Here is a 20,807-nt window from a genome sequence, read left to right as displayed (position 1 = left end):
TTTTATCATATAGGATAAAAGTATAGCTTGAATCAATACGATAGGAATAGGGGAGAGAATTTTATGAAAAAACGTAATTCAATGAAGTTAGCGAGTTTGACAGTTTTATTAGCGGGTACTACTCTATTTACACCTGGTTTTACTGTGAAGGCAGAGTCTACTCAAAGTATTTCGAATTCGTCAAAAGTACATGATCAAAAGAATCGGAATGGCTGGAAACAAGTAATGCAGGAAACTATACAAATTGGGGCGCCAGGGGTATTAGCTAAGACGTCTAATAAAGGGAAAATTAATAGTTATACTGCTGGCGTGGCGGATTTAAGTACAAAGAAACCGGTGAAATCGGATTATCGCTTTCGGATTGGTAGTGTGACAAAAACTTTTACCGCCACGACTGTCCTTCAATTAGTAGGAGAAAATCGCGTACAACTTGACGAACCAATTGAGAAGTGGCTACCAGGTCTTATTCAAGGGAATGGGTATGATGGTAATCAAATTACGATACGTCAACTATTGAACCATACGAGTGGTATCGCTGAATATTTAAAATCAAAAGACGCTGACGTAATGAATTCGAAAAAAACGTATACAGCAGAAGAAATAGTGAAAATAGGCCTTTCTCTGCCTCCAGATTTCTCGCCGGGCAAAGATTGGTTGTATTCAAACACAGGATATGTAATATTGGGAATGCTAATTGAAAAAATAACTGGTAATAGTTATGCGGAAGAAATTGAAAATCGAATTATTGAACCTTTGGATTTGTCAAATACGTTTTTACCAGGAAATTCACCCGTCATCCCAGGAAAGAATCATGCTCGTGGATATGTGAAAATGGAAGAAACAGGCGAGTTGAAAGACATTACGTATTATAATCCGAGTTTAGCTAATGCAGCTGGAGATATGATTTCTAATGCTGATGATTTAAACAAGTTCTTTTCATCTTTACTCGGTGGTAAGTTACTGAAGGAACGCGAGCTAAAAGAAATGATTACTACAGTTCCTGTAGAAGGAAAAGGGGTTGGTGATGGATATGGTCTTGGAATCTATGAGACTAAACTTCCAAATGGTGTCTCAGTATGGGGGCACGGAGGATCAATTCCTGGATTTATGACTTTTGCTGGTGGAGTAATTGGAGGCAAGCATACATTTGCTGTCAATGTTAACTCTTTAGGTCCGGTTGATATTCTTACACAGTTTGATAAAATGATGCAAGTTGAATTTAATAAATAATAGATGAAAAGAGTTCTACTATAGAGGTATATAAGGATTTATATGTGATTTAATTGTTATTAAAATATACTCTTAAAAAATCCCGAATCATGAGCAATTTACTTCCCATGATTCGGGGTTTTTATGTGCTGTTACAAGAAAAGTAATGATGTATTTAAATTCTTTCATTTTACTATAAATCTATTATATTTATTTGATATTTCTTATTTATAGTGACTTTTACATTTTTAAAATATTGCAATATACAAAGGTAAGTAGTTCTAGATTCGGGAGTTAATAATAAGTAAATTCTGATTTTTATTGAAAAATATTTAAATGCATTTCCGCAATTTACATAATAAGGTACTTTTATCGTAAGAATTAATAACAAATAGAATTAAGTATACAAAAATAGATAATTATGATTTACGTCAAAATGATTGACTATTATGAAAATAATGATTAATATAGGTTTTATATTTTAACTCCATTTATGTTACAAATATGTATTTTATTTCAAATTTAATTGTGTCGTAAACTATAATTGAATATATTGTGAAAAAGAATAGGGAGCGGGAACAGCAATAGAAAAGGCTATCTTTTCAAATTGTGTAATGAAATCAAAGGGGAGGATAAGTATGTATAAACAAGTAGTAGAACTGTTAAAAGAAGCAGCTATATCGTATAAACAATATACATATGAGCCAATATTAGATTATGAAACAGATAGAAAAATTAGAGAAAGGTTTAATTGTCCTATTACGGGGGTAAAGATAAATGATTAGCATGATATTCAGTTACATATTATTAGGGATTTCATTGTCTGCACCAGTCGGTCCGATTAATATTGCTCAAATAAATAAAGGAATAAAAAATGGTTTTTTGAGTGCATGGTTAGTAGGAGTCGGGGCGATGTCAGCAGATGTTGTAATGATGTTTTTAATTTACTTTGGTATTTCGACTTATTTAACAACTCCAGTTGCTCAACTTTGTATTTGGATTTTTGGTTTTGTAACGATGATTTATTTAGGCTATGAAAGTATGAAAGAAGCTACTAAACAAGTTCAATATATTTCATCAGGTGAAAAAGAACATCCTTTAAAATCTTTTCTATCGGGGTTTGCTATCGCAATTTCTAATCCATTAAATATTATTTTTTGGATAGGGATATATGGATCAGTTCTAACTAGTGCTATGAATACTATTGGAAAAGAACAAGCTTTATGGTATAGTGCAGCCATTTTTGCTGGGATTATGCTTTGGGATATATTTATGGCTACATCTATTCATTTTGGTAGAAGATTTATTAATCATACAGTAATGAAATGGATTTCTATAGTAGCAGGCATTGTTTTAATTCTGTTTGGAATATATTTTGGCTACGAGGCAGTAAGAGGAACTGCTCAACTATTGTGAACTTTTTGATGATTAGAGAGAATAGTGATTTATTAGAAATTTATTCATCGCGAATCTTTTGGTTTTTGGATTTGTTAATCGATGGGTAGGTTAATTCCTTATAGTAAAAGACTTATAGAATCATTCTATAAGTCTTTTTATTGCTGTATAGAAAAATATATAGGCACATTCTCTTCTCACAAGGAGAAATAAAATTTTTAACAAGAGTGATAAAATAAATATATAAGCAGTAAACTTTGTTTTAAACCATTACAACCTAAATTAGAAGCAAACTTAAATATTATATGGAAAAAGAATCAAGTGTTTTCAAATGCAGCCTATGCCTTTATCAATCAACTCCGAAATAGTATAAACTAATCATAATGTAAAATGCAAAACGTGCCATCGTATTAAGGTGACACGTTTTTGCTCTTACGTAATATTCATTATTCTTTCAAATCCAGTAAAACAACTTCACAGAAATGTTCATGTTCAAATGAGGAAGAAGTGAACAATAAAACGAATGTTATTCTGAAAATTGTTGTTTTTATGAAAACGGAATGACGAATGTAATGATTACTACTGCTATAAAGCAAGGTGTTCCAGTAATAGATGCATATCATATGGCAAGTTATAATATTGCTCGTTATTATAATATGGAGCATATACATGGTTCGATTGGGACAGGTAGAATTGCTAATATCAATATTTTAGAAATTAAAGAAAACCCAGTACCAACGAGCGGTATTGCAAAGGGGAAATGGGTGAAGCGTGACGGTGTAAATACACATAAAGCATTACATATAGACTGGGGTAAATGTAAAGTAACTCCATTATCATTAGATTGGTCCATAGAAAAAGAAGATATGCTTATAGCTTTTCATAGAGTAAAAGAGCTTGGCGGGGGAATGGTAATAGCTGAGAAGAATGAAGTATTACATGAAATAGCATTACCATTGCTCGGGATTATGTCTAATTTAAAAATGAGTGAATTAATACAAGAGGAGAAACAGATGGTGAAATTACTACAAGAGCGTGGCTACGCGTATGATGATCCAGCATTTACAATTTTATTCTTTTCTGCAACGCACTTGCCTTTTATACGGGTAACGCCTATAGGGCTATATGATGTGAAAAGTGGAAAGGTAGTTGCTTCGCCGGTGAATTTGATAAAGTGATATTAGATGGAAAGAACCTATAAAAGATTTATTTTATAGGTTCTTTCTCATTTCTAGCATAAGAATATTGTAAGACTCAAATGATATAGTATATAAATCATTTGAGGTGATATGTAAATATGAAAAAAATATTTTACATTTTAAGCGTATTTATGTTGTGTGTATCGATACAACACGTTGTACATTCCCAATCAGATGCACCAAGGTTATCTTCGGATTGTCTTGAAGAAAGGAAAATTCGAGATGAAAAGTATGTGAAGAATATAATACAGGACATTAAATCCACATTTAATTTAAATATTGATGAACATAGTTTTTGGGGCGTAAGTAAAAGAGATCTGGAGGCTGCCCATTTGATGTATGGTGGAAAGGAAAATGATTCTTATTATAATTCGCTAACTAAAATTTATGATAGTGGTGGATTTAGCGAGCAGCCTAGCTTATTTGTGAGGGCGCAAGAAGCATTTTTACTTTATAAAGAAAAAGATAATATAAATGTAATGAAACACTTAAACCTAGATGTTGAAAAAGGGGAATGGGTCGTTATAAAAACGAAAAAGAAGAAAGGGAAAAAAGTAAAATTTAAGCCGTTACAATGTGAAAAAGATTATTTAAAAAAGAGAAATGAGTACCATAATCTAAAATGAAATAAAGGGAGTTTTGAAGGGGGGGGATGTTAATTATTGTAAATTAAGTCATAGAAATCCTTAGTAATTTCGCCATAAAAAAACGTCATTTTTAATGTTTAAAATGACGTTTTTATTTATTCTTAAAGCTTTTGCATCACAGTTTCAATCCTCTTCACCAAATCAACAGACACGTTATGAAAATACTCTAAAACGACCTTCCTAATATCATCGGATATAACTTTCAAATCACCAGCTAAGTTTTCAGCAAGATGTTCTTTTTCTATCGGTTTTAACATCGCATAAAATTCGCCAGCCTGCGTAAAGTCATCTTGTTTTGATATAGAAGTTCTCTCAAGTTTACCATCAACGTACCTTCCGTCACCGCTCGTTATTTGATTAGCAGGTGTCCAATTTTGTTGCTTATTAATCGTTAATTTGCGGAATTCAGGTCCAATTCGTCTTCTTTGGGAATCACTATAAATGTTAGCTCGCCCTTGCAACATTTTATCATCTGATAATTCTGCACCGTCTAGTAAATTAGAAGGGGAGAAAGCGACTTTTTCTACTTGTTCCATATAATTTTCAGGGTTTTTATTTAATACCATTTTGCCGACTGGTATAAGAGGATACGCTTTTTCATCCCATATTTTTGTATCATCTAAAGGATCGTAAGAAAGATGCGCTTCATCTTTCAGGTCCATGAGCTGGACATATAAACCATATTCCACTGGTTTACCGTTTGCAATTGCATCATATAAATCTTTCCCGCTATAATCAGGGTTTTCGGCAGCCAGTTTATTTGCTTCCTCGCTAGTAATGAATTGTACACCTTCAAATGGGTACCAATGATACTTTACATACTTTCGATTACCTTCTGCATTTCTCCAAACATATGTATTTACACTATGTCCTGGAATGTGGCGAAGGCTTTTGGCCGTACCATTATCAGAGTACAAACGGACAACGAAATGTATGGATTCAGGTGCTCTAGCGACAAAGCTCCAAAATCTATTAGGGTCTATTAAGTTATTTTTAGGTGAAGGTGACAACGCTTGAATTGTTTCAGGGAAACGCATCGGATCGCGTACAGAAAAGACAGGAATGTGATTACATAATAGATCGAAAATACCTTCTTTTGTATAAAATTTTGTAGAAAAACCGCGTACATTTCTAGAAGTATCAGGTGTTCCTTTCGTACTAACAGCTAGTGAAAATCGTACCATAACAGGAACTTTCTCATTAGAATGTTGTAGAAAACTTAGTTTCGTATGTTCAGACATTGGATAGATCGTTTGAAAATAACCGAATGCACCAAATCCTTTTACATGAACAGGTCTTTCTAAAATTTTTTCGTGAATAAATTGTTGTAACGCCTCGTGAAGCACACTATCTTGCTCTAGAACAGGTCCACGTGAACCAACTGTTTGAGAGTGAAGTATAGCTTGTTCATTACGTTCTTCATTATCATTAAAGTCTTTCCCTAGTAAAGATTGCCTCTGTTTATCATAGTTTTCATCCATCAATATAGCCTCCAAATCTTTTTTGTCCATTGTTACTAAATATGATTTTATAGCGTTGATTATGTATAACACGCTAAGTTCAAACTAGTAACAGACCGCTAGATGAGAAAAACGCGTATGTAGTGGACCTGTTGAAATAGAAGAAATTATGGAAAAATGAATATCGGGAAGAACATTACTATTAAAATTTTAAACTTAAAAATGAATTTATATATGAATTTAAAGAAAATGAACAGAAATAAAACAGGGAGAATAACTAGGAGGAATGTAACATGTCGGATTGGTTTCAATTAGATAAAGAGTATATGATGTCAACGTACTGTCGTACAAAGCTTGCGATAGAAAGAGGAGAAGGGTGTAAGCTGTATGATGTGGATGGTAAAGAGTATTTAGATTTATTTTCTGGTGTAGGCGTAAATGTATTAGGATACAATCATCCGAAAATTGTGCAAACGACAATGGATCAAGTTACGAAGTCGTTGCATCTACCGTTTCATTTTTTAAACCCAGTTGCAATTGAGTATGCAAAGAAATTAGTTGATTGCTCTTTAAAAAACGGAAAGGTCTTTTTTACAAACTCTGGTACGGAAGCGACAGAAACAACGTTGAAATTAATTGATAAATATAGAGCTATTATGCATGAAGAACGTGAAGGAATTGTAGTGCTGAAAAATAGTTTCCACGGGCGTACGTTAGGAGCACTTCATTTTACGAGACAAGAAAGTGTATATCAAAATTTCCCTAAAACATCGATCCCGGTATATGAAGTTGAGCGCGAGAATATAGAGCAATTAGAAGAAACAATTATTCATGAAAATCCAATTGCAATTATGTTAGAACCTGTATTAGGAAGCGGGGGAATTTATCCATTATCGGGTGAATATTTACATGGTGTTCAAAATTTATGTGAGAAATATAATGTACTACTTATCGTTGATGAAGTTCAAAGTGGTATGGGGAGAACAGGAAAACTATTCGCTTATCAAAATTTCAATATTACACCACATATTATTCAAATTGGTAAAGGAGCAGGAGGCGGGATACCACTTGGCGGAATTATTGTAGGTGAAAAGTTATGTGATGTATTTGCACCAGGAGATCACGGTACAACATTTGCTCATTCATCAATGGGAACGGCTTTAGGTTTAACGGTATTAAATACATTACTTGACGATGGTTTAATGCAAGAAGCATATGAAACGTCACTATATTTGAATGACAAACTGCAAGACATTCAGAAAGAAAATTCTTATTATATTCAGGAAGTGCGTCATGCGGGGATGATGTTTGGAATAAGTGTGAATGACACGAATGAAAATGTGAAGAAATTACAGATTGAGTTAATGAATAAAGGAATGTTAGTCGATGTAACACAAGGGAATATTATTCGATTACTTCCGCCGTATATTATTACGAAAGAGGAAATTGACGCATTCACTTATGAGTTTATTTCTTGTGTTCATAACATAGCTGCTACAGCAAGTATTTAAAAAAATATAAAAAAATATAAAAAGCTGAAGAAGGCGCTATTTTAGCGGCTTCTTCAGCTTTTTAAAATAGTAAATTACTTAACATAGAGAGCATCTCATTGGACAAATAATTAATTATGTGAAACAATAATAACAGATAAGGAGACGTTAATTTTCCTTAAGTGCTTCGAATTAATTTTATTCAATAAGAGAAGGTGTGCTTAAAGAAGTTAAATTAAATAAGGAGCTGTTTTATTATATGCAACAAAATAATGATTTAAATTTTGAACCTCAAGACGTTAATATTGTCAATCCTAAACAAGCCAGGAAAGCAGTAGTTGCTACTGGTATAGGGAATGCAATGGAGTGGTTTGACTTCGGATTATACGCGTATTTAGCGGTAATTTTAAGTCAATTATTCTTCTCAGGTGTTGATAATAGTGGATTGCAACTTGTACTTACATTCGGTACATTTGCTGCAGCCTTTCTCGTTCGACCAATCGGGGGTGTATTCTTTGGTAGAATAGGAGATAAGTACGGCCGAAAAATCGTGTTAAGTACTACTATTATTTTAATGGCACTTTCTACATTATTCATCGCATTACTACCAACCTATGAACAAATTGGTGTATGGGCACCAATACTACTTTTAGTTGCCCGAATGATTCAAGGCTTCTCTACAGGCGGCGAATATTCAGGAGCAATGGTTTATATCGCAGAATCTTCTCCAGATAAAAAGCGTGGTATACTCGGTAGTGGTCTTGAAATTGGAACACTCTCAGGTTACATTGCTGCTTCGGTAATTGTTACCATTTTGACGTTATTGTTAACAGATGAACAAATGCTCAGCTGGGGCTGGCGTATTCCTTTCTTAATAGCTGCACCAATTGGCTTGGTCGGTTTATATTTACGCCGTCATTTAGATGAATCTCCTATCTTTGAAGAGATGGAAAAAGCACAAGAGGAATCTGAAGACAATGAACAATTTTCATTTATGGATATTATGAAATATCACAAAAAAGACTTCTTATTAAGCACAGTAATTGTCGCCTTCTTTAATATTACAAATTATATGATTCTTTCGTATATTCCTTCTTATCTAACTCAAGTACTTAAAGTCAAAGAAACAACTGGCTTATTAATTATTTCAATTACGATGGCACTTATGATTCCGCTAGCACTTTATTTCGGTAAATTAAGTGATAAAATTGGTAATAAACGCGTCGTACAAATTGGCTTACTTGGTTTAACTGTATTTGCCATTCCAGCATTTTTACTAATAGGTAACGGACATATTGCCGCTATATTTGCAGGTATTTTCGTATTAGGTTTCTTCCTAAGTGTGTATGAAGGAACATTACCTTCATTATTACCATCACTCTTTTTCACCGATGTACGTTATCGAGCACTTTCGATCTCATTTAATATTTCTGTATCAATATTCGGTGGAACAACACCACTTGTATGTTCATACTTAGTTCATGCGACTGGTAACCCGCTCGCACCGGCATTTTATTTAACAGGTGTAAGTATCATTGGATTAGTCGTATTTAGTGTTCTATTCGTTACAACATCAGGACGCGCGCTAAAAGGTTCATATCCTACAGTAGAAACGAAAAAAGAAGCACACCAAATCGCTAAAGAAGACCCTGAAGAAACACTTTGGTGGCATGAAGAGTCATTAGAGATTGAAGCAGGGAAAAACGCCTCAATTTAAAAAGTAACGTAGAAGTATAAAAAGACTCCTATGAAAATAGGAGTCTTTTTGTTGTATTATTTTTTTCTTTTCTTTAAATCCTTCTGATACATGTAAAGCTTATGAATTTCATCCTTAAATTCCTGCAAAAGTACGGTGTTTTCCTCATTTGAATAACGCACTGTATTATAAGCATTAATAATAATATGACTTTGAATATTTACATCTTCTTCACTATTTATTCTATCTAACCATGCCTCAATAGTTTCTCCTCGATTTCTATTTAAAGGGGGAGTTAACTTACTTTCAAGCTTAAAAATCTCTTTTCGAATTTCGTTATGTGGCGGTTTGTTTCGTTTCAAACGTTTTTGGCTCATGCCTTCTTTATCAGTGATGATAGTAGATTCAAAGACAGGTATATTTGGTAAACTGAATTGTTTTCGTTTTTTTATTATTTTCCAAACGACATAAATAGCAATGGCTGCACAGGCTATTATGGTTATGCTATTTATAAGAGTTGGATCAAAAGGATGTGGCTCCAATCCATCCTTAATTGTAGGATCTTTTAGATTTCCTTTATTCGACCAAAAATCATCTGTTTCTTTTAACGCGGCTGCTGAAAATAATGGATTAATAGCGTATCCGAACCCTAATGCAACTGCTTCTATGATAAGTGAAAAAACAAGCCGAATGAAAGGAAACACTTGAATAAGTACTATACTCATTACACCAATCGTAATGATAGAAGCGAAACGTAATAACTGTTGATTACGATTTGCCCCGGTTAACCAAAATGTAATCATAATGTGTAAAACTAATAGTAACAGTTTCCATAAAGGTGGAAAGGGCGTATAAAATATGGCTGAAACACCAAACCAAACAATACCACCTAACGATTTTTGAACTGGATATCCTGGTCCAACTACATGTACGATAAAGAAGAAAAGCGGTAACATAATGGTGCCAAATAGAGAGAAAGGGAGAAAAATAGAAGAACCGATTATTTGAGTTATTAACAGTATGACAAATCCTGTTGTTTTTTTCTTCATTAATTTATGAACAAGAAATACACCAATATAGCCTGTTGCTAAAAATATAACAACAGCAACAAGTTCGTCCCTTTCTGTTAATAACGAAAGGAGGAGCAGCAGAATAAAGTCATTAACGTGATAGAGCCAAGTTTTCAAGCTTTTCCACCATCCCTTCGTTATTTATGAGAAACGTAGGTTGCGATAGAAGAGAGAGGTCATTCTTCTGCAAGCCAATGTAAATCATTGTGGAGAATCGTTCTCCTTTTCTATTTGTATAATGGAGAAATCCTTGTTTCGGAATTAATGTGCTATCGTCTGAAATACGTGCTAATTCCTCTAAAGCTTTGGCGTAATGTGTTTGCCCTTCATTTAATGGTAAGTGCAGAGGACCACCTTCAGCTAATATACTAATAAATAATTCAAACGGTATTTGATGCTTTGTAGCGTATTGACAAATGTATGTTGCAAATGAAATAAGATCTTCTATATTATCTTTCCAACCAAACCCGCGATCAGCAGCTAAAGAAAGACAGATCGTCCAACTATAATTTTTTACAGGTTCATATTGCTTCGCCTGTAATTCCTGCATTTTAGCAGATGCTTTCCAATGAATAGAACGGAAAGACTCACGTTCATATCGTTTCACACCGATAATAGATGTTTCATCATTGTAAAATGAAAAATTGGTTCGATAAGATCCATTTAAAAGTTGCTGAAGTTCTTGCAAACCTGCTACTTCTTTAGGAGAAGGGTACACAATAATTTCAGTTCTTAATTTATCAAATACAGGTAAATGTACAGATAATAAATGAAAAGGATCTTTCAAAACACATTCGAATTGTTCAATTTGAAACACGCCACGCTTCGTAGCGGTTAATGATAAATCCCATTTTTGCATGGAATGAGCAGGTTGTGAAAATGGGAAAGAGAATAGTGTTTTTGATATTTGTTCAATTCCTTGATCTTTATTCGGTAGTAGGGACGGATCTAAATGAAAATAACAAACACCATTAACGAGTGGTATATTTGCTCCATTTTTTAAATGAATAAAAAACTGTCCAGATTCATCAGGGAAAAGCCGAGTTGTTTGTTTCTCATTTATTACTTGAAACTTTTTCTCTATGTAAGCGACATATTTATAAATGAAAATCGCAAATAAATAGTATAAGAAAAAGAAAAACATAATGATTCGTTGCGGCATAAAAAATGTAAATAGTATCGCGCCTGGCACAGATAGTTGAATAATATGAAGTTGAAAAAATAAAGGTACAGTTACAACGCGCTGTCCATTCATGCTTGCTCAATCTCCACTGGTACGTCAACCTCTTTTAAAATCTTTTGCATCATTTCATTTTTTGTCGTACGTAATGCACCTTCCATTGATAAGACGATACGGTGATTCCAAACAGAAGGAACTAACAATTGTATATCTTCTGGTGTGCAATATTCTCTCCCGCGTAAAAAGGCTAGCGCTTGAACAGCACGTACTAAAGCTAATGTGGCACGTGGACTTACACCGTTAGCGATATAATCATGATTTCTTGTAGCATGAGCAAGTTTAATAATGTAATGTTCTAACGGTTCTGATACGAAAATTTCTTTCACTCGTTTCTGTGCCTCTAAAATATCATCTAAAGTAATAACAGATGTGACACTTTCTAGTGGTGCATCGTTACGAAAACGTCGCATCATTTGTAGTTCATCTTCAGGATTTGGATAACCTATAGAAATTGTCATTAAAAAACGATCAAGCTGTGCATCTGGAAGAGGGAACGTTCCTTGTGATTCAATTGGATTTTGCGTCGCAATAACAAAGAACGGTTTTGGAAGAGGAGTTGACTGCTTTTCAAGCGTCACTTGTCGTTCTTCCATCGCTTCTAATAAACTAGACTGTGTTCTTGGCATTGCACGGTTAATTTCATCTGCCAATAAAATATTTGCCACGACTGGTCCTAGTCTTAACTCGAATTCGCTCGTTTTCGGATTGAAGTATTCAATACCTGTCACATCACTCGGAAGTACATCGGGTGTAAATTGAACGCGAGAAAAATTACCACCAATACTTTTTGAAAGTGTTTTCGCAAGTAATGTTTTCCCAGTACCAGGTACATCCTCAAGAAGCACATGACCGTCAGCAAGCAAGGAAACGATTAATAGATCGATAACATTTTCTTTACCTACAAAAACTGATCCTATATTTTCTTTCAATTTATTTATCATATGTATCATTCCTTTCAAAATATAAACGGATATTTCTATATTTTAACAAATTATTCAGAAAATTTATACGGTTTTTCAGTTTAAAGAAATAAATATTCAATTATTAAAGTATATTCTTGCACATTTTGGAATGTAAATATATAATATCGGTATACGATGTATCGTAAGTCGATATATCATGAAGCGATGTATCGGAGGTGGTTATAATGAATACGAAAGCGAGAAAATATATTCCGTTAACTGAGGCGACATATTACATATTGTTATCACTAGTGAAACCAATGCACGGATATGGAATTATGCAAATGGTAGAAGAGATGACAAATGGAGAAGTAAAGCTCGGTCCTGGAACTTTATACGGGAATACGACGAAGTTACTAAAAGAGAAGTTAATAGTTGAAGTGGCTTCTACAGATAGAAAGAAGTGCTATGAGTTAACGCCGTTTGGGAGAGAAGTGTTGGAGCTAGAGTACAACAGATTACAGCGTTCGGTTAAAAATGGGAATAGTATATTAGGGGAGTGATTGGAAGATGGAGACAAAAAGGGTATTTAAATTTTACGCAGGATGGAGTTTAGAAAAAGAGGAAGCCTTTTTAAGAAAAATGCATCAACAAGGCTGGGCACTACAAAGGTATAATATGATGTATACGTTTAAGAAAACTGAGCCGAAAGATGTAATTTATAAAGCAGATTTTAGGTTGGATTATAAAGATTCAAAAGAAAAGAAAAAAGAATATATTGATATATATGAAATGTGTGGATGGAAACATGTAACGAGTTTTGCGAAATGGAATTATTTTTGCAAAGAGGTAGAAGAGGAAAATGAGTTGCCTGATATATATTCAGATAAGGAAACGAAGATACAAAAACTTACTGAGTTGTTACAAGTCATTGCAATTATGTTTGCAACATTAATTCCAGCACTTTACTTATGTCTTTTTGGAGTATCAGAATCTGGATTATATAAAGGTATGGTAGGTTTTTTTGGTTGTTTATATTTGTATATACTTATTAATTTATATTGGAAGATTAATAAAATGAAAAAGGAAATATTGTAACAAAGGTTGCGACTATTAAAAGGGGAGGATTGGATTGTATAGAATCAGCTCCTTTAATTTTTATATATGTTTATTTTGTTCGATCTTTTTTACATAATAAAAGACTTCCTTTTTAATTCATAGAACTAACAGTTACAAAGATAATCCCAGTAATGATACCTAAAAAAATCATAAATGAAGAAGTAATTAATAATAACGAACTAGTAATTAATATCACTTTATTAGATTTTTGTTTTTTATAAATGAAATAAAGTAAAAGACCACAAACAGTAGAAAGTATCCATGTAGCTAAACCGTAAGAAGTCGAGATTTTCTTCCAGTCGAAAATCCAAAAGTAAAAGATGACTATGTGACAAGTTAATAGTAGAAATGTTGATGGAAGCATTATTTTTTTATTTAAAATCATTTGTTTTACCTCCCTTATGTAAATATTACCAAAAAAGTGTAGAGTTTAATATATATAATAAGGAAGAAATACATTTTTAATTAACGTATTAAACGAAAAAATCCCTTATAGAAAAATCTATTTCTACAAGGGATAATCATGTTTTTATTAGAAAGACTGATTTTGTGCAGGTTTAATAAATTGTTCAGGATTTTCAACAAGTCCGCATACAGCACATTGGACACGGTAAGTAGGTCCTTGATAGGCCATATGAAAAGCATTCATCGTTTCATTTGTGTATTCCTCTTCTACTTGACCAGTTTGTGGATTTAACTTAACGGGTTTTACTTGTTGCTCAAGAATATTAAAGCGCGTGCGGTTCGTTTTACAACTTGGACATAGCATTGGTTCCATATGTATACACCTCCATTTGTAGCATTTCTTAAACTCATTAATTTTATGCAAACAAAAAAACTTTCTCAATATAAATAGGTGTTTAATGTATTTAAAATTCAGAAAAAATAAAATATAATAAGAGTACGAACTGGTTATGTCCAAACCAAATCTCCTGTTTTATGCCAATAAGCTGGGGGGCCGAGAAATCGGCCTCATTTTTTTTTGCTCGCTACTATAGGAAACAAGGTTTTTATGAGACTTTTGTCGAAATTTTAGGGATGGATATAAAGGGGGATTAATAATGGATTTGAAGATGAAGTACATCATTTTATATGTAGAAAAGTTTGAGGAATGTTTAAAATTCTATAAAGATATTTTACAGTTGCCTATAAAAGCAGAGCACGGTACATATATTGAATTTAATACGGGATCTACAATATTAGCAATGAATACGCGGCAAGGCGTGAAAGAATTAACAGGATTACCACTTACAGAAGGCGAGTTACAATCTTCTCATTTTGAATTAGGATTCGTTGTTGAAAATGTAGAAAAAATGATTGAGCAATTTAGAGAACAAGGTATTACGATTTTAGTTGAACCAATTGTAAAGCCGTGGGGACAAACAATTGCATACATTGCTGATCCAGATGGGAATTATATCGAAATTTGCAGTTCATTAGAATAGAAGGAGAAAAAGAGATGGGGTTTCCGAAACTAGAAACAGAACGTTTACAATTAAGAGAATTAACGCTGTTAGATGCAGAAACGATGTTCCGTTATTTTTCAAAAGAATCTGTTATACGTTATTTCGGAATGGATTCTTTCGAAAATATTGAGCAAGCGAAAACAACGATTCAAACGTTTAAAAATCGTTATGAAGAGGGAAGTGTATTTCGCTGGGGAATAGAGAAAAAGGGGACGGGCCAATTAATCGGAACGTGTGGTTTTCATTTAATTAACCATCATCATAAGCGAGCTGAAATTGGTTATGAATTAGACGATACAAATTGGGGACAAGGATACGCATCGGAAGCGTTACAGGCGATTTTAGCTTACGGGTTTGAAAAGTTGCAACTTATAAGAATTGCTGCTGTTGTATATGTAGAAAATAAAGCTTCTCAAAAATTATTAAATAAAGCAGGATTTCAAGAAGAAGGATTACTTCGAAAACATATGATTCAAAATGGAGTTGCGCATGATACGATTTTATATTCTTTATTAAAAGAAGAGTGGAAGAAATAATGAGTACAAACGAACTTATAACTATTATGAAGAAGCATAGGGAAAATAGATTCATTTTAGGTATAGATGGTTTAAGTCGTTCAGGAAAAACAACATTTGTTGCAAATTTAAAGGAAAATATGAAACAGGAAAGCATTCCGTTTCATATTTTTCATATTGATGATCATATAGTGGAGCGTAATAAACGCTACGATACCGGATTTGAAGAATGGTATGAGTATTATTATTTGCAATGGGATATTGAGTGGCTTCGGCAGAAATTTTTTCGAAAGTTACAAAATGAAACGAGACTGAAATTACCGTTCTATCATGATGAGGTAGACTTATGTGAAATGAAAAAAGTACAGATCCCCATAGTAGGTGTCATAGTAATTGAAGGTGTTTTTCTACAGCGAAAAGAATGGAGAGATTTTTTTCACTATATGGTGTACTTGGATTGTCCAAGAGAGACACGGTTTCTACGGGAGAGTCCGGAAACGCAGAAGAACTTTTCAAAGTTTAAGAATAGGTATTGGAAAGCAGAGGATTATTACTTAGAAACGGAATTGCCGAAGGATCGGGCGGATGTAGTCATAAAGTGATTTGAAGAAAACCTCAACTTTTTGTTTGAAAAGTTGAGGTTTCTCTATGTAATAGCAGATTAATTATTTCAATTAATGAGAAGGAGAATATTATTATAATTTGAATTATATATTTATAGATAAATCTACAGATGAAAAGATTTCAATAAAGCGAGTGATCACATGAGTATTTTCATTTTAGAAGACGATGTCATACAAGCACAGCAAATGAAGCGGCTAGTTGAAGAGATTTGCGAGAAATATATGTTGCCTTTTGATTTTATTGAGGTAACTAGTAAAAGTGAAAACATCATTACTAACATTGCTAAGGCGAAGTATGTCCCAATCTATTTTTTAGATATAGAGATTAAAAGGGAAGAGCGTAAAGGGTTACAAGTAGCACAAGAGATACGAAAGTATGATACGCAAGGAATTATTGTTTTTGTAACGACGCATTCTGAATTTGCACCTATTTCATATCAATACATGGTATCAGCTTTAACTTTTATTGATAAAGGGTTGCCATACGAGGAGAGATATAAAGTTTTTGAACAATGTTTACTACAATATGAAGCAAGAAATAAGCATATTATTCCGTCGGATGACTTTATCGTTGAAAATAGTAATGCCACTGTGCGGGTTCCTTTTCATGAAGTTGAATATGTTATGACTGATGAACCGCACCGGTTAGCATTAGTGACGTTAGATCGTATCGTTTATTTTTATGGAGCATTAAAGGAGATAGAAATAATAGATGAACGTTTATTTCGTTGTCATCAATCCTATATCGTGAATACGAAGCAAATGTCTTCTTACGATGCGAAGCAAAAAATGATAGTTTTAAAAAGCGGGAAACGTATTCCGGTATCACGTCGTTTAGTGAGTAAAGTACGTAACATGTTAAAGGGTGAGATGTAATGTATATTTATGATTTATTTGCAATATTGCTTACTAGTATGTGTCATACGTTTTTATACATACAATTAATCCGGTATAACAGATTGTCAGTTAGAATGTTAATAGCTTTAAGTGCGGTATTCATTATTTTACTTGCTATTGTCGTAACAGTAACGAGATATCCAGAATTGAATAGTACGATTGTGTTATTTTTAATAAGTTTAGGACTAATGCAAAATGAACTAAAACTTAAGCATAACGTATATTTTGCACTAGTGAGCATGGTGATTATAACGTTAGTAAAAATGTTGCTTTTGGATTTAGGAATGAAACTCTTTATGTTAACGCCATTTAATTTATATTTATGGACAGGAAGTGTGATTCATCTTACCGTAACGACACTTACTTTTATCGGTATTCTATTAGCGCGTAAAAGAATTCAAAAAATTGCTCAATATATAGTAAGTAGTCCGTTATATTATATAACTTACATATTATTAATTGTCGGGTTTATTATTGAACTAATTTTAACTCAGCCGTCAACTGAGTTTTTAGCAAAAATAAATCAACAATACAGTGAAGTAAGTTATAATTCAGCGATTATTATTTTTTTATTATTACTAATCATTGTACTAATAAGCTCACATTTATCGAAAGAAAAGTTACGAGAAGAGCATGAAAAACGTTTAGATAAAGAGTTATTAGATTATGTGGAGAAATTAGAGAATATGCATGATGAGCTTGCTAGTTTCCGTCATGATTATATGAATGTATTACTATCGTTAGAAGAGGGAATACGTACAAAAAATGTGAAAGAAATTGAGAAAGTGTACTACGATGTTATTGCTCCCACATTAAAAACAATAAATGATCATGAACTTGATATCGCAAAATTATCTCGCATACATATTCCTGAAGTAAGGAGTGTATTAAGAGCGAAAGTCGGTACTGCCCAGCAGCAACAAATAAAAGTAATGCTTGATATACCAGAGAACATTGAAAGTGTTTCGATGGCGATTATTTCATTTATTCGCATCATTTCAGTTTTAGTAGACAATGCAATTGAAGAAGCAGTACAAAGTGAGGAGAAGATATTGCAAATCGCATTCTTTAAAATGGATTCACGACAATATTTCATCGTGCGTAATAGTTCAAAGAGTGAAGGGATTGATTTGCAAAAAATTTATGAAAAAAACCATTCAAGTAAAGAAGGGACTAGAGGATACGGACTATTCTCATTAAAACGTATCATGAATAAAACAAATAATGCGACGTTAGAAACAACTTATGTAAGTCCTTATTTCACGCAAACATTTATATTAAAAGAGATGAAATAACCATCTATGATGAAAATGAAACCGAATAGGAAATAACTACATACTTTCTTCACTCATTTTTATACACTTCAAGTAAGAGGTGAAGCGAGATGAATGGTCTTATTTTTACAGCAATGATTAGCTTTGGTTTACCGCTTATTGCACTTTTATATGCTTTTTGGAAGAAACGCTATATTCCATATATGTTAGGGGTATTGGCTTTTGTTGTATCACAAATATTGATTCGTATACCAATACTGAATTATGTAAATGGAACTAGCACAGATTTTCAAATGTTTTCTGTTATGCAGCCTGTCCTATTTGCGCTTTTGCTTAGTTTATCAGCTGGAATTTTTGAAGAGGTAGCTCGTTTTATCGCCATGCGCTATTTTATGAAACAACGAGATTGGCAGTCTGGTTTTTTATTTGGGGCAGGACATGGTGGTATTGAGGCAGTGTTAATAGTTGGCATCCCAGTAATATCCCTATTATTTTCACAAACAGTCATTCAAAATGGTGACAGTTACTATTTCGGCGGCATTGAGCGTATTTTTGCGATGGTATTACATGTTGGGCTTTCCTTCATTGTATTACAAGCTGTCGTCCAAAAAAAAATTCGTTATGTTGTATATGCAATTCTCATCCATGGGGCTGCAAATGCAATAGCGGGCATTATATCACTTTATGTACCAGGAAAAAGCGGGATCATTATATCAGAAATTTCAATAGCAATTTGTGCGTTACTCGTTTTTAGTTATAGTTTCATTTTAAAAAGAAAGGGTGTATTAAAATGAGAAGAATGTTACTTATTATTATAAGTGCTATCGCGGCGTTCGCGCTCGCAGCATGTACCGGTAATAAAGTAGATGAAAGTACTTCAAAAAAGTTTATTCCAAAGGCGGAAGAAATTGTATCATTATTAAATGAGGCAAAGTATAAAGACGTGCGTGAAAAATTTGATAGTAAAATGAAAGATGCATTGTCAGAAGAAAAGATGGAAGATCTTACACCTATAATAGAGAAAGCTGGTACATTCGAAAAAATTGAAAAACAATCGATTGAAGAAAAAGATGGCTTATATACTGTTATTCTTGTAGCAAAATATAGTAAAGAACAACGGACATTCATTATAACTTATAATGATAAAGAAGAAATAGCAGGTTTAGTTATTAAATAAAAAGAGTCCTTCTCGTATGAAGGACTCTTTTTATTCGATATCTTCAGGTCGATATTCTAAAATATCCCCAGGTTGGCATTCTAATGCTTTACAAATGGCTTCTAAAGTTGAAAACCGAACTGCTTTTGCTTTTCCGTTTTTCAAAATAGAAAGGTTAGCCATTGTAATTCCAACCTTCTCCGAAAGCTCTGTTACACTCATTTTTCTTTTCGCTAACATTACATCAATATTAATAATAATTGCCATATTATTCACCTCAGACCGTTAAATCATTTTCTGATTTTATATCTATCGCATCTTTTAATAGTCTTTGGAGAACGGCAGCAAAGACCGCGATTACCATTGAAGCAAAAATCATAATCATTCCAATAATAATAATGCCAGGGGCGTCATCTCTCTCTGCCACAAGATAGAAAAGTGGCATACCTAATACATATAATACACTAATTGCTAGTGCGCTGTACTTAATATTTTTTAAGGCTTTAACAGATAGTTCTGAGAATGCATTGTTCTTATCAATATAGTTTAAAAGCTTAAATGTTTGGTACAAAGCAAAATAATAAGGTATTGCTGTTGCGTATAAGTTGATAAATACAAGATATTTAATATATGCAATATCAGGATATAGTTCAGCAGCGAAGTTTCCTATTTTAGGAACTAAAAAAATGCACATAGCAAGAACAGGGATACCCATTAGAATCACAGCTGTCTTTAGGAAGAGTGTTGATCCTTGTTTCATAAAAAGCACCTCATTTATTTAATATCTTATTAATTTACCACGAAATTTATTGTTAAACAATAAATTTTTATTTAATTCGATTGGGGATTTATTGTTTAACAAGTTAATAATGAAAAATCTTCTTTATAAGATAGATGAACTATACCGAGATGTAATGAATAAGAAAGTTACTATTGTTAGCTTTAGAAAAATTGGGAACTAATAAAACATATGTAGGCAGTCAGAATTTTGTATGTAAATGAATGTGAAACTAATGGAGGCGCAATCATGTTTGTATTGGGTTTAAAGATGAAGAAGTTACTGTTAGTAGGAACGATCACACTAAGTATGTTATGTACTGAAAGTATGATGGATGATCATACGGTGGAAGCGAAAGTGAAAAAAGTAGAACGTCAACCGAAAAATGTAATCATAATGGTTATGGACGGAACGAGTTCTTCAGCAACTACATTAGCTCGCTTGTATAAAGGGAAACCACTTGCATTAGATGAAATTGTAACAGGAGGAGTTCGTACATATTCGGCGGAATCAGCTATAACAGACTCAGCTCCAGCAGCTACAGTTTTAGCGACGGGGAATAAATCGAATTCTGGATATGTAGGGGTATTACCTCATGCCCATCAACTTAAGAACGAAAACAAAATGAACTTTCGTTCAAACAAACTAAAAAACACGTAATGTACTTTTGG

General features: G+C 33.2%; 23 protein-coding genes and 3 pseudogenes. 18 read left to right on the top strand and 8 right to left on the bottom strand.

Annotation, left to right across the window (positions count from 1 at the left end; all coding sequences use genetic code 11):
- Positions 1 to 63 precede the first annotated feature (63 nt).
- The 6 genes and pseudogenes from PDQ68_RS11780 (at position 64) to PDQ68_RS11755 (ending at position 4,429) form a co-directional block, all read left to right on the top strand.
- Complete coding sequence (locus PDQ68_RS11780) at positions 64 to 1,230, top strand: serine hydrolase domain-containing protein (RefSeq protein WP_061184284.1); 1,167 nt, start codon at positions 64 to 66, stop codon at positions 1,228 to 1,230.
- Positions 1,231 to 1,847: 617 nt separating this feature from the next.
- Positions 1,848 to 1,994, top strand: coding sequence for a hypothetical protein (locus tag PDQ68_RS11775; RefSeq protein ID WP_000278067.1), 147 nt, complete (start codon positions 1,848 to 1,850; stop codon positions 1,992 to 1,994).
- Complete coding sequence (locus PDQ68_RS11770; protein ID WP_061184290.1) at positions 1,987 to 2,625, top strand: LysE family translocator; 639 nt, start codon at positions 1,987 to 1,989, stop codon at positions 2,623 to 2,625. Before PDQ68_RS11775 ends, PDQ68_RS11770 begins: the two co-directional genes overlap by 8 nt.
- Positions 2,626 to 2,853: 228 nt before the next feature.
- Positions 2,854 to 2,982, top strand: a pseudogene (locus tag PDQ68_RS11765) (LysR family transcriptional regulator); the annotation flags it as partial.
- Between the two features lie 167 nt (positions 2,983 to 3,149).
- Positions 3,150 to 3,782: pseudogene (locus PDQ68_RS11760) on the top strand (adenine deaminase C-terminal domain-containing protein); the annotation flags it as partial.
- A 119-nt stretch (positions 3,783 to 3,901) separates the two neighbouring features.
- Positions 3,902 to 4,429 (top strand): hypothetical protein, encoded by a 528-nt coding sequence (locus tag PDQ68_RS11755; RefSeq protein WP_208755502.1) that lies wholly within the window; start codon positions 3,902 to 3,904, stop codon positions 4,427 to 4,429.
- 122 nt (positions 4,430 to 4,551) lie between these two features.
- Here PDQ68_RS11755 and PDQ68_RS11750 read toward each other — a convergent pair whose 3' ends face one another.
- A complete protein-coding gene (locus tag PDQ68_RS11750) occupies positions 4,552 to 5,931 on the bottom strand; it encodes a catalase (RefSeq protein WP_061182448.1) in 1,380 nt (459 codons plus the stop codon).
- Between the two features lie 272 nt (positions 5,932 to 6,203).
- Between PDQ68_RS11750 and PDQ68_RS11745 the strand changes: the two genes are divergently transcribed.
- On the top strand, positions 6,204 to 7,421 hold the full coding sequence (locus PDQ68_RS11745) for an aspartate aminotransferase family protein (protein WP_061182449.1): 1,218 nt from the start codon (positions 6,204 to 6,206) through the stop codon (positions 7,419 to 7,421).
- A 238-nt stretch (positions 7,422 to 7,659) separates the two neighbouring features.
- Positions 7,660 to 9,117 carry an MFS transporter gene (locus tag PDQ68_RS11740; RefSeq protein WP_001186945.1) on the top strand — a complete coding sequence of 486 codons (1,458 nt, stop codon included), beginning with the start codon at positions 7,660 to 7,662 and terminating at the stop codon, positions 9,115 to 9,117.
- A gap of 56 nt (positions 9,118 to 9,173) precedes the next feature.
- On the opposite strand, the gene PDQ68_RS11735 is transcribed toward PDQ68_RS11740, so the two are convergent.
- The 3 genes from PDQ68_RS11735 to PDQ68_RS11725 are packed head-to-tail and all read right to left on the bottom strand — an operon-like array spanning position 9,174 to position 12,347.
- A complete protein-coding gene (locus PDQ68_RS11735; protein ID WP_061182450.1) occupies positions 9,174 to 10,283 on the bottom strand; it encodes a DUF4018 domain-containing protein in 1,110 nt (369 codons plus the stop codon).
- Positions 10,258 to 11,421 (bottom strand): DUF58 domain-containing protein, encoded by a 1,164-nt coding sequence (locus PDQ68_RS11730; RefSeq protein ID WP_061182451.1) that lies wholly within the window; start codon positions 11,419 to 11,421, stop codon positions 10,258 to 10,260. The genes PDQ68_RS11735 and PDQ68_RS11730 overlap by 26 nt, the downstream gene beginning before the upstream one ends.
- Complete coding sequence (locus PDQ68_RS11725) at positions 11,418 to 12,347, bottom strand: AAA family ATPase (protein ID WP_061182452.1); 930 nt, start codon at positions 12,345 to 12,347, stop codon at positions 11,418 to 11,420. The genes PDQ68_RS11730 and PDQ68_RS11725 overlap by 4 nt, the downstream gene beginning before the upstream one ends.
- Before the next feature lie 206 nt (positions 12,348 to 12,553).
- Between PDQ68_RS11725 and PDQ68_RS11720 the strand changes: the two genes are divergently transcribed.
- Both PDQ68_RS11720 and PDQ68_RS11715 read left to right on the top strand, forming a co-directional pair.
- Positions 12,554 to 12,871, top strand: coding sequence for a PadR family transcriptional regulator (locus tag PDQ68_RS11720; protein WP_016717831.1), 318 nt, complete (start codon positions 12,554 to 12,556; stop codon positions 12,869 to 12,871).
- Positions 12,872 to 12,878: 7 nt separating this feature from the next.
- The gene (locus tag PDQ68_RS11715) at positions 12,879 to 13,406 is read left to right on the top strand and encodes a DUF2812 domain-containing protein (protein WP_073530524.1); all 528 of its coding nucleotides are present in this window, start codon (positions 12,879 to 12,881) and stop codon (positions 13,404 to 13,406) included.
- 112 nt (positions 13,407 to 13,518) lie between these two features.
- Here the strand turns inward: PDQ68_RS11715 and PDQ68_RS11710 are convergent, their stop codons facing one another.
- A complete protein-coding gene (locus tag PDQ68_RS11710; RefSeq protein WP_000602676.1) occupies positions 13,519 to 13,812 on the bottom strand; it encodes a hypothetical protein in 294 nt (97 codons plus the stop codon).
- 147 nt (positions 13,813 to 13,959) lie between these two features.
- Positions 13,960 to 14,205, bottom strand: coding sequence for a hypothetical protein (locus tag PDQ68_RS11705; RefSeq protein ID WP_000433609.1), 246 nt, complete (start codon positions 14,203 to 14,205; stop codon positions 13,960 to 13,962).
- Positions 14,206 to 14,488: 283 nt separating this feature from the next.
- Here PDQ68_RS11705 and PDQ68_RS11700 point away from each other — a divergent pair, with 283 nt between their 5' ends.
- The 7 genes from PDQ68_RS11700 to PDQ68_RS11670 all read left to right on the top strand — a co-directional run bounded on the left by PDQ68_RS11700 (position 14,489) and on the right by PDQ68_RS11670 (position 19,379).
- On the top strand, positions 14,489 to 14,872 hold the full coding sequence (locus PDQ68_RS11700; protein WP_061182399.1) for a VOC family protein: 384 nt from the start codon (positions 14,489 to 14,491) through the stop codon (positions 14,870 to 14,872).
- A gap of 14 nt (positions 14,873 to 14,886) precedes the next feature.
- Complete coding sequence (locus PDQ68_RS11695; RefSeq protein WP_061182398.1) at positions 14,887 to 15,429, top strand: GNAT family N-acetyltransferase; 543 nt, start codon at positions 14,887 to 14,889, stop codon at positions 15,427 to 15,429.
- Entirely contained in the window at positions 15,429 to 16,010 is a 582-nt protein-coding gene (locus tag PDQ68_RS11690; protein ID WP_061182397.1) for a kinase, read from the top strand. Before PDQ68_RS11695 ends, PDQ68_RS11690 begins: the two co-directional genes overlap by 1 nt.
- Before the next feature lie 162 nt (positions 16,011 to 16,172).
- Positions 16,173 to 16,907: a LytR/AlgR family response regulator transcription factor gene (locus PDQ68_RS11685; RefSeq protein ID WP_062821687.1), complete on the top strand. Its 735-nt coding sequence runs from the start codon at positions 16,173 to 16,175 to the stop codon at positions 16,905 to 16,907.
- Positions 16,907 to 18,223 carry a GHKL domain-containing protein gene (locus tag PDQ68_RS11680; RefSeq protein WP_061182396.1) on the top strand — a complete coding sequence of 439 codons (1,317 nt, stop codon included), beginning with the start codon at positions 16,907 to 16,909 and terminating at the stop codon, positions 18,221 to 18,223. The genes PDQ68_RS11685 and PDQ68_RS11680 overlap by 1 nt, the downstream gene beginning before the upstream one ends.
- Positions 18,224 to 18,312: 89 nt before the next feature.
- The gene (locus tag PDQ68_RS11675) at positions 18,313 to 18,996 is read left to right on the top strand and encodes a YhfC family glutamic-type intramembrane protease (protein WP_061182395.1); all 684 of its coding nucleotides are present in this window, start codon (positions 18,313 to 18,315) and stop codon (positions 18,994 to 18,996) included.
- Positions 18,993 to 19,379 (top strand): DUF3887 domain-containing protein, encoded by a 387-nt coding sequence (locus PDQ68_RS11670; protein WP_061182394.1) that lies wholly within the window; start codon positions 18,993 to 18,995, stop codon positions 19,377 to 19,379. Before PDQ68_RS11675 ends, PDQ68_RS11670 begins: the two co-directional genes overlap by 4 nt.
- Positions 19,380 to 19,409: 30 nt before the next feature.
- Here the strand turns inward: PDQ68_RS11670 and PDQ68_RS11665 are convergent, their stop codons facing one another.
- Positions 19,410 to 19,625: a helix-turn-helix domain-containing protein gene (locus tag PDQ68_RS11665; protein WP_000974624.1), complete on the bottom strand. Its 216-nt coding sequence runs from the start codon at positions 19,623 to 19,625 to the stop codon at positions 19,410 to 19,412.
- Positions 19,626 to 19,635: 10 nt separating this feature from the next.
- Complete coding sequence (locus PDQ68_RS11660; protein WP_000809097.1) at positions 19,636 to 20,118, bottom strand: DUF2975 domain-containing protein; 483 nt, start codon at positions 20,116 to 20,118, stop codon at positions 19,636 to 19,638.
- Positions 20,119 to 20,385: 267 nt separating this feature from the next.
- Here PDQ68_RS11660 and PDQ68_RS11655 point away from each other — a divergent pair.
- Positions 20,386 to 20,730, top strand: a pseudogene (locus tag PDQ68_RS11655) (alkaline phosphatase); the annotation flags it as partial.
- Positions 20,731 to 20,807: the final 77 nt, after the last annotated feature.

This window comes from Bacillus cereus group sp. Bc010, assembly GCF_027716745.1.
Taxonomy (GTDB): domain Bacteria; phylum Bacillota; class Bacilli; order Bacillales; family Bacillaceae_G; genus Bacillus_A; species Bacillus_A pacificus.
The sequence above is the reverse complement of the archived record's forward strand: the minus strand, read 5'-3'. Positions and strand labels throughout refer to the sequence as shown.

Bases quoted from the DNA above. Each gene is read 5' to 3' on its own strand.
- PDQ68_RS11700 (WP_061182399.1), top strand. From the start codon at position 14,489: ATGGATTTGAAGATGAAGTACATCATTTTATATGTAGAAAAGTTTGAG.
- PDQ68_RS11680 (WP_061182396.1), top strand. From the start codon at position 16,907: ATGTATATTTATGATTTATTTGCAATATTGCTTACTAGTATGTGTCAT.
- PDQ68_RS11705 (WP_000433609.1), bottom strand. From the start codon at position 14,205: ATGGAACCAATGCTATGTCCAAGTTGTAAAACGAACCGCACGCGCTTT.
- PDQ68_RS11660 (WP_000809097.1), bottom strand. From the start codon at position 20,118: ATGAAACAAGGATCAACACTCTTCCTAAAGACAGCTGTGATTCTAATG.
- PDQ68_RS11675 (WP_061182395.1), top strand. From the start codon at position 18,313: ATGAATGGTCTTATTTTTACAGCAATGATTAGCTTTGGTTTACCGCTT.
- PDQ68_RS11745 (WP_061182449.1), top strand. From the start codon at position 6,204: ATGTCGGATTGGTTTCAATTAGATAAAGAGTATATGATGTCAACGTAC.
- PDQ68_RS11690 (WP_061182397.1), top strand. From the start codon at position 15,429: ATGAGTACAAACGAACTTATAACTATTATGAAGAAGCATAGGGAAAAT.
- PDQ68_RS11755 (WP_208755502.1), top strand. From the start codon at position 3,902: ATGAAAAAAATATTTTACATTTTAAGCGTATTTATGTTGTGTGTATCG.
- PDQ68_RS11750 (WP_061182448.1), bottom strand. From the start codon at position 5,931: ATGGATGAAAACTATGATAAACAGAGGCAATCTTTACTAGGGAAAGAC.
- PDQ68_RS11780 (WP_061184284.1), top strand. From the start codon at position 64: ATGAAAAAACGTAATTCAATGAAGTTAGCGAGTTTGACAGTTTTATTA.
- PDQ68_RS11670 (WP_061182394.1), top strand. From the start codon at position 18,993: ATGAGAAGAATGTTACTTATTATTATAAGTGCTATCGCGGCGTTCGCG.
- PDQ68_RS11775 (WP_000278067.1), top strand. From the start codon at position 1,848: ATGTATAAACAAGTAGTAGAACTGTTAAAAGAAGCAGCTATATCGTAT.
- PDQ68_RS11710 (WP_000602676.1), bottom strand. From the start codon at position 13,812: ATGATTTTAAATAAAAAAATAATGCTTCCATCAACATTTCTACTATTA.
- PDQ68_RS11695 (WP_061182398.1), top strand. From the start codon at position 14,887: ATGGGGTTTCCGAAACTAGAAACAGAACGTTTACAATTAAGAGAATTA.
- PDQ68_RS11715 (WP_073530524.1), top strand. From the start codon at position 12,879: ATGGAGACAAAAAGGGTATTTAAATTTTACGCAGGATGGAGTTTAGAA.
- PDQ68_RS11725 (WP_061182452.1), bottom strand. From the start codon at position 12,347: ATGATAAATAAATTGAAAGAAAATATAGGATCAGTTTTTGTAGGTAAA.
- PDQ68_RS11740 (WP_001186945.1), top strand. From the start codon at position 7,660: ATGCAACAAAATAATGATTTAAATTTTGAACCTCAAGACGTTAATATT.
- PDQ68_RS11685 (WP_062821687.1), top strand. From the start codon at position 16,173: ATGAGTATTTTCATTTTAGAAGACGATGTCATACAAGCACAGCAAATG.
- PDQ68_RS11720 (WP_016717831.1), top strand. From the start codon at position 12,554: ATGAATACGAAAGCGAGAAAATATATTCCGTTAACTGAGGCGACATAT.
- PDQ68_RS11665 (WP_000974624.1), bottom strand. From the start codon at position 19,625: ATGGCAATTATTATTAATATTGATGTAATGTTAGCGAAAAGAAAAATG.
- PDQ68_RS11770 (WP_061184290.1), top strand. From the start codon at position 1,987: ATGATTAGCATGATATTCAGTTACATATTATTAGGGATTTCATTGTCT.
- PDQ68_RS11730 (WP_061182451.1), bottom strand. From the start codon at position 11,421: ATGAATGGACAGCGCGTTGTAACTGTACCTTTATTTTTTCAACTTCAT.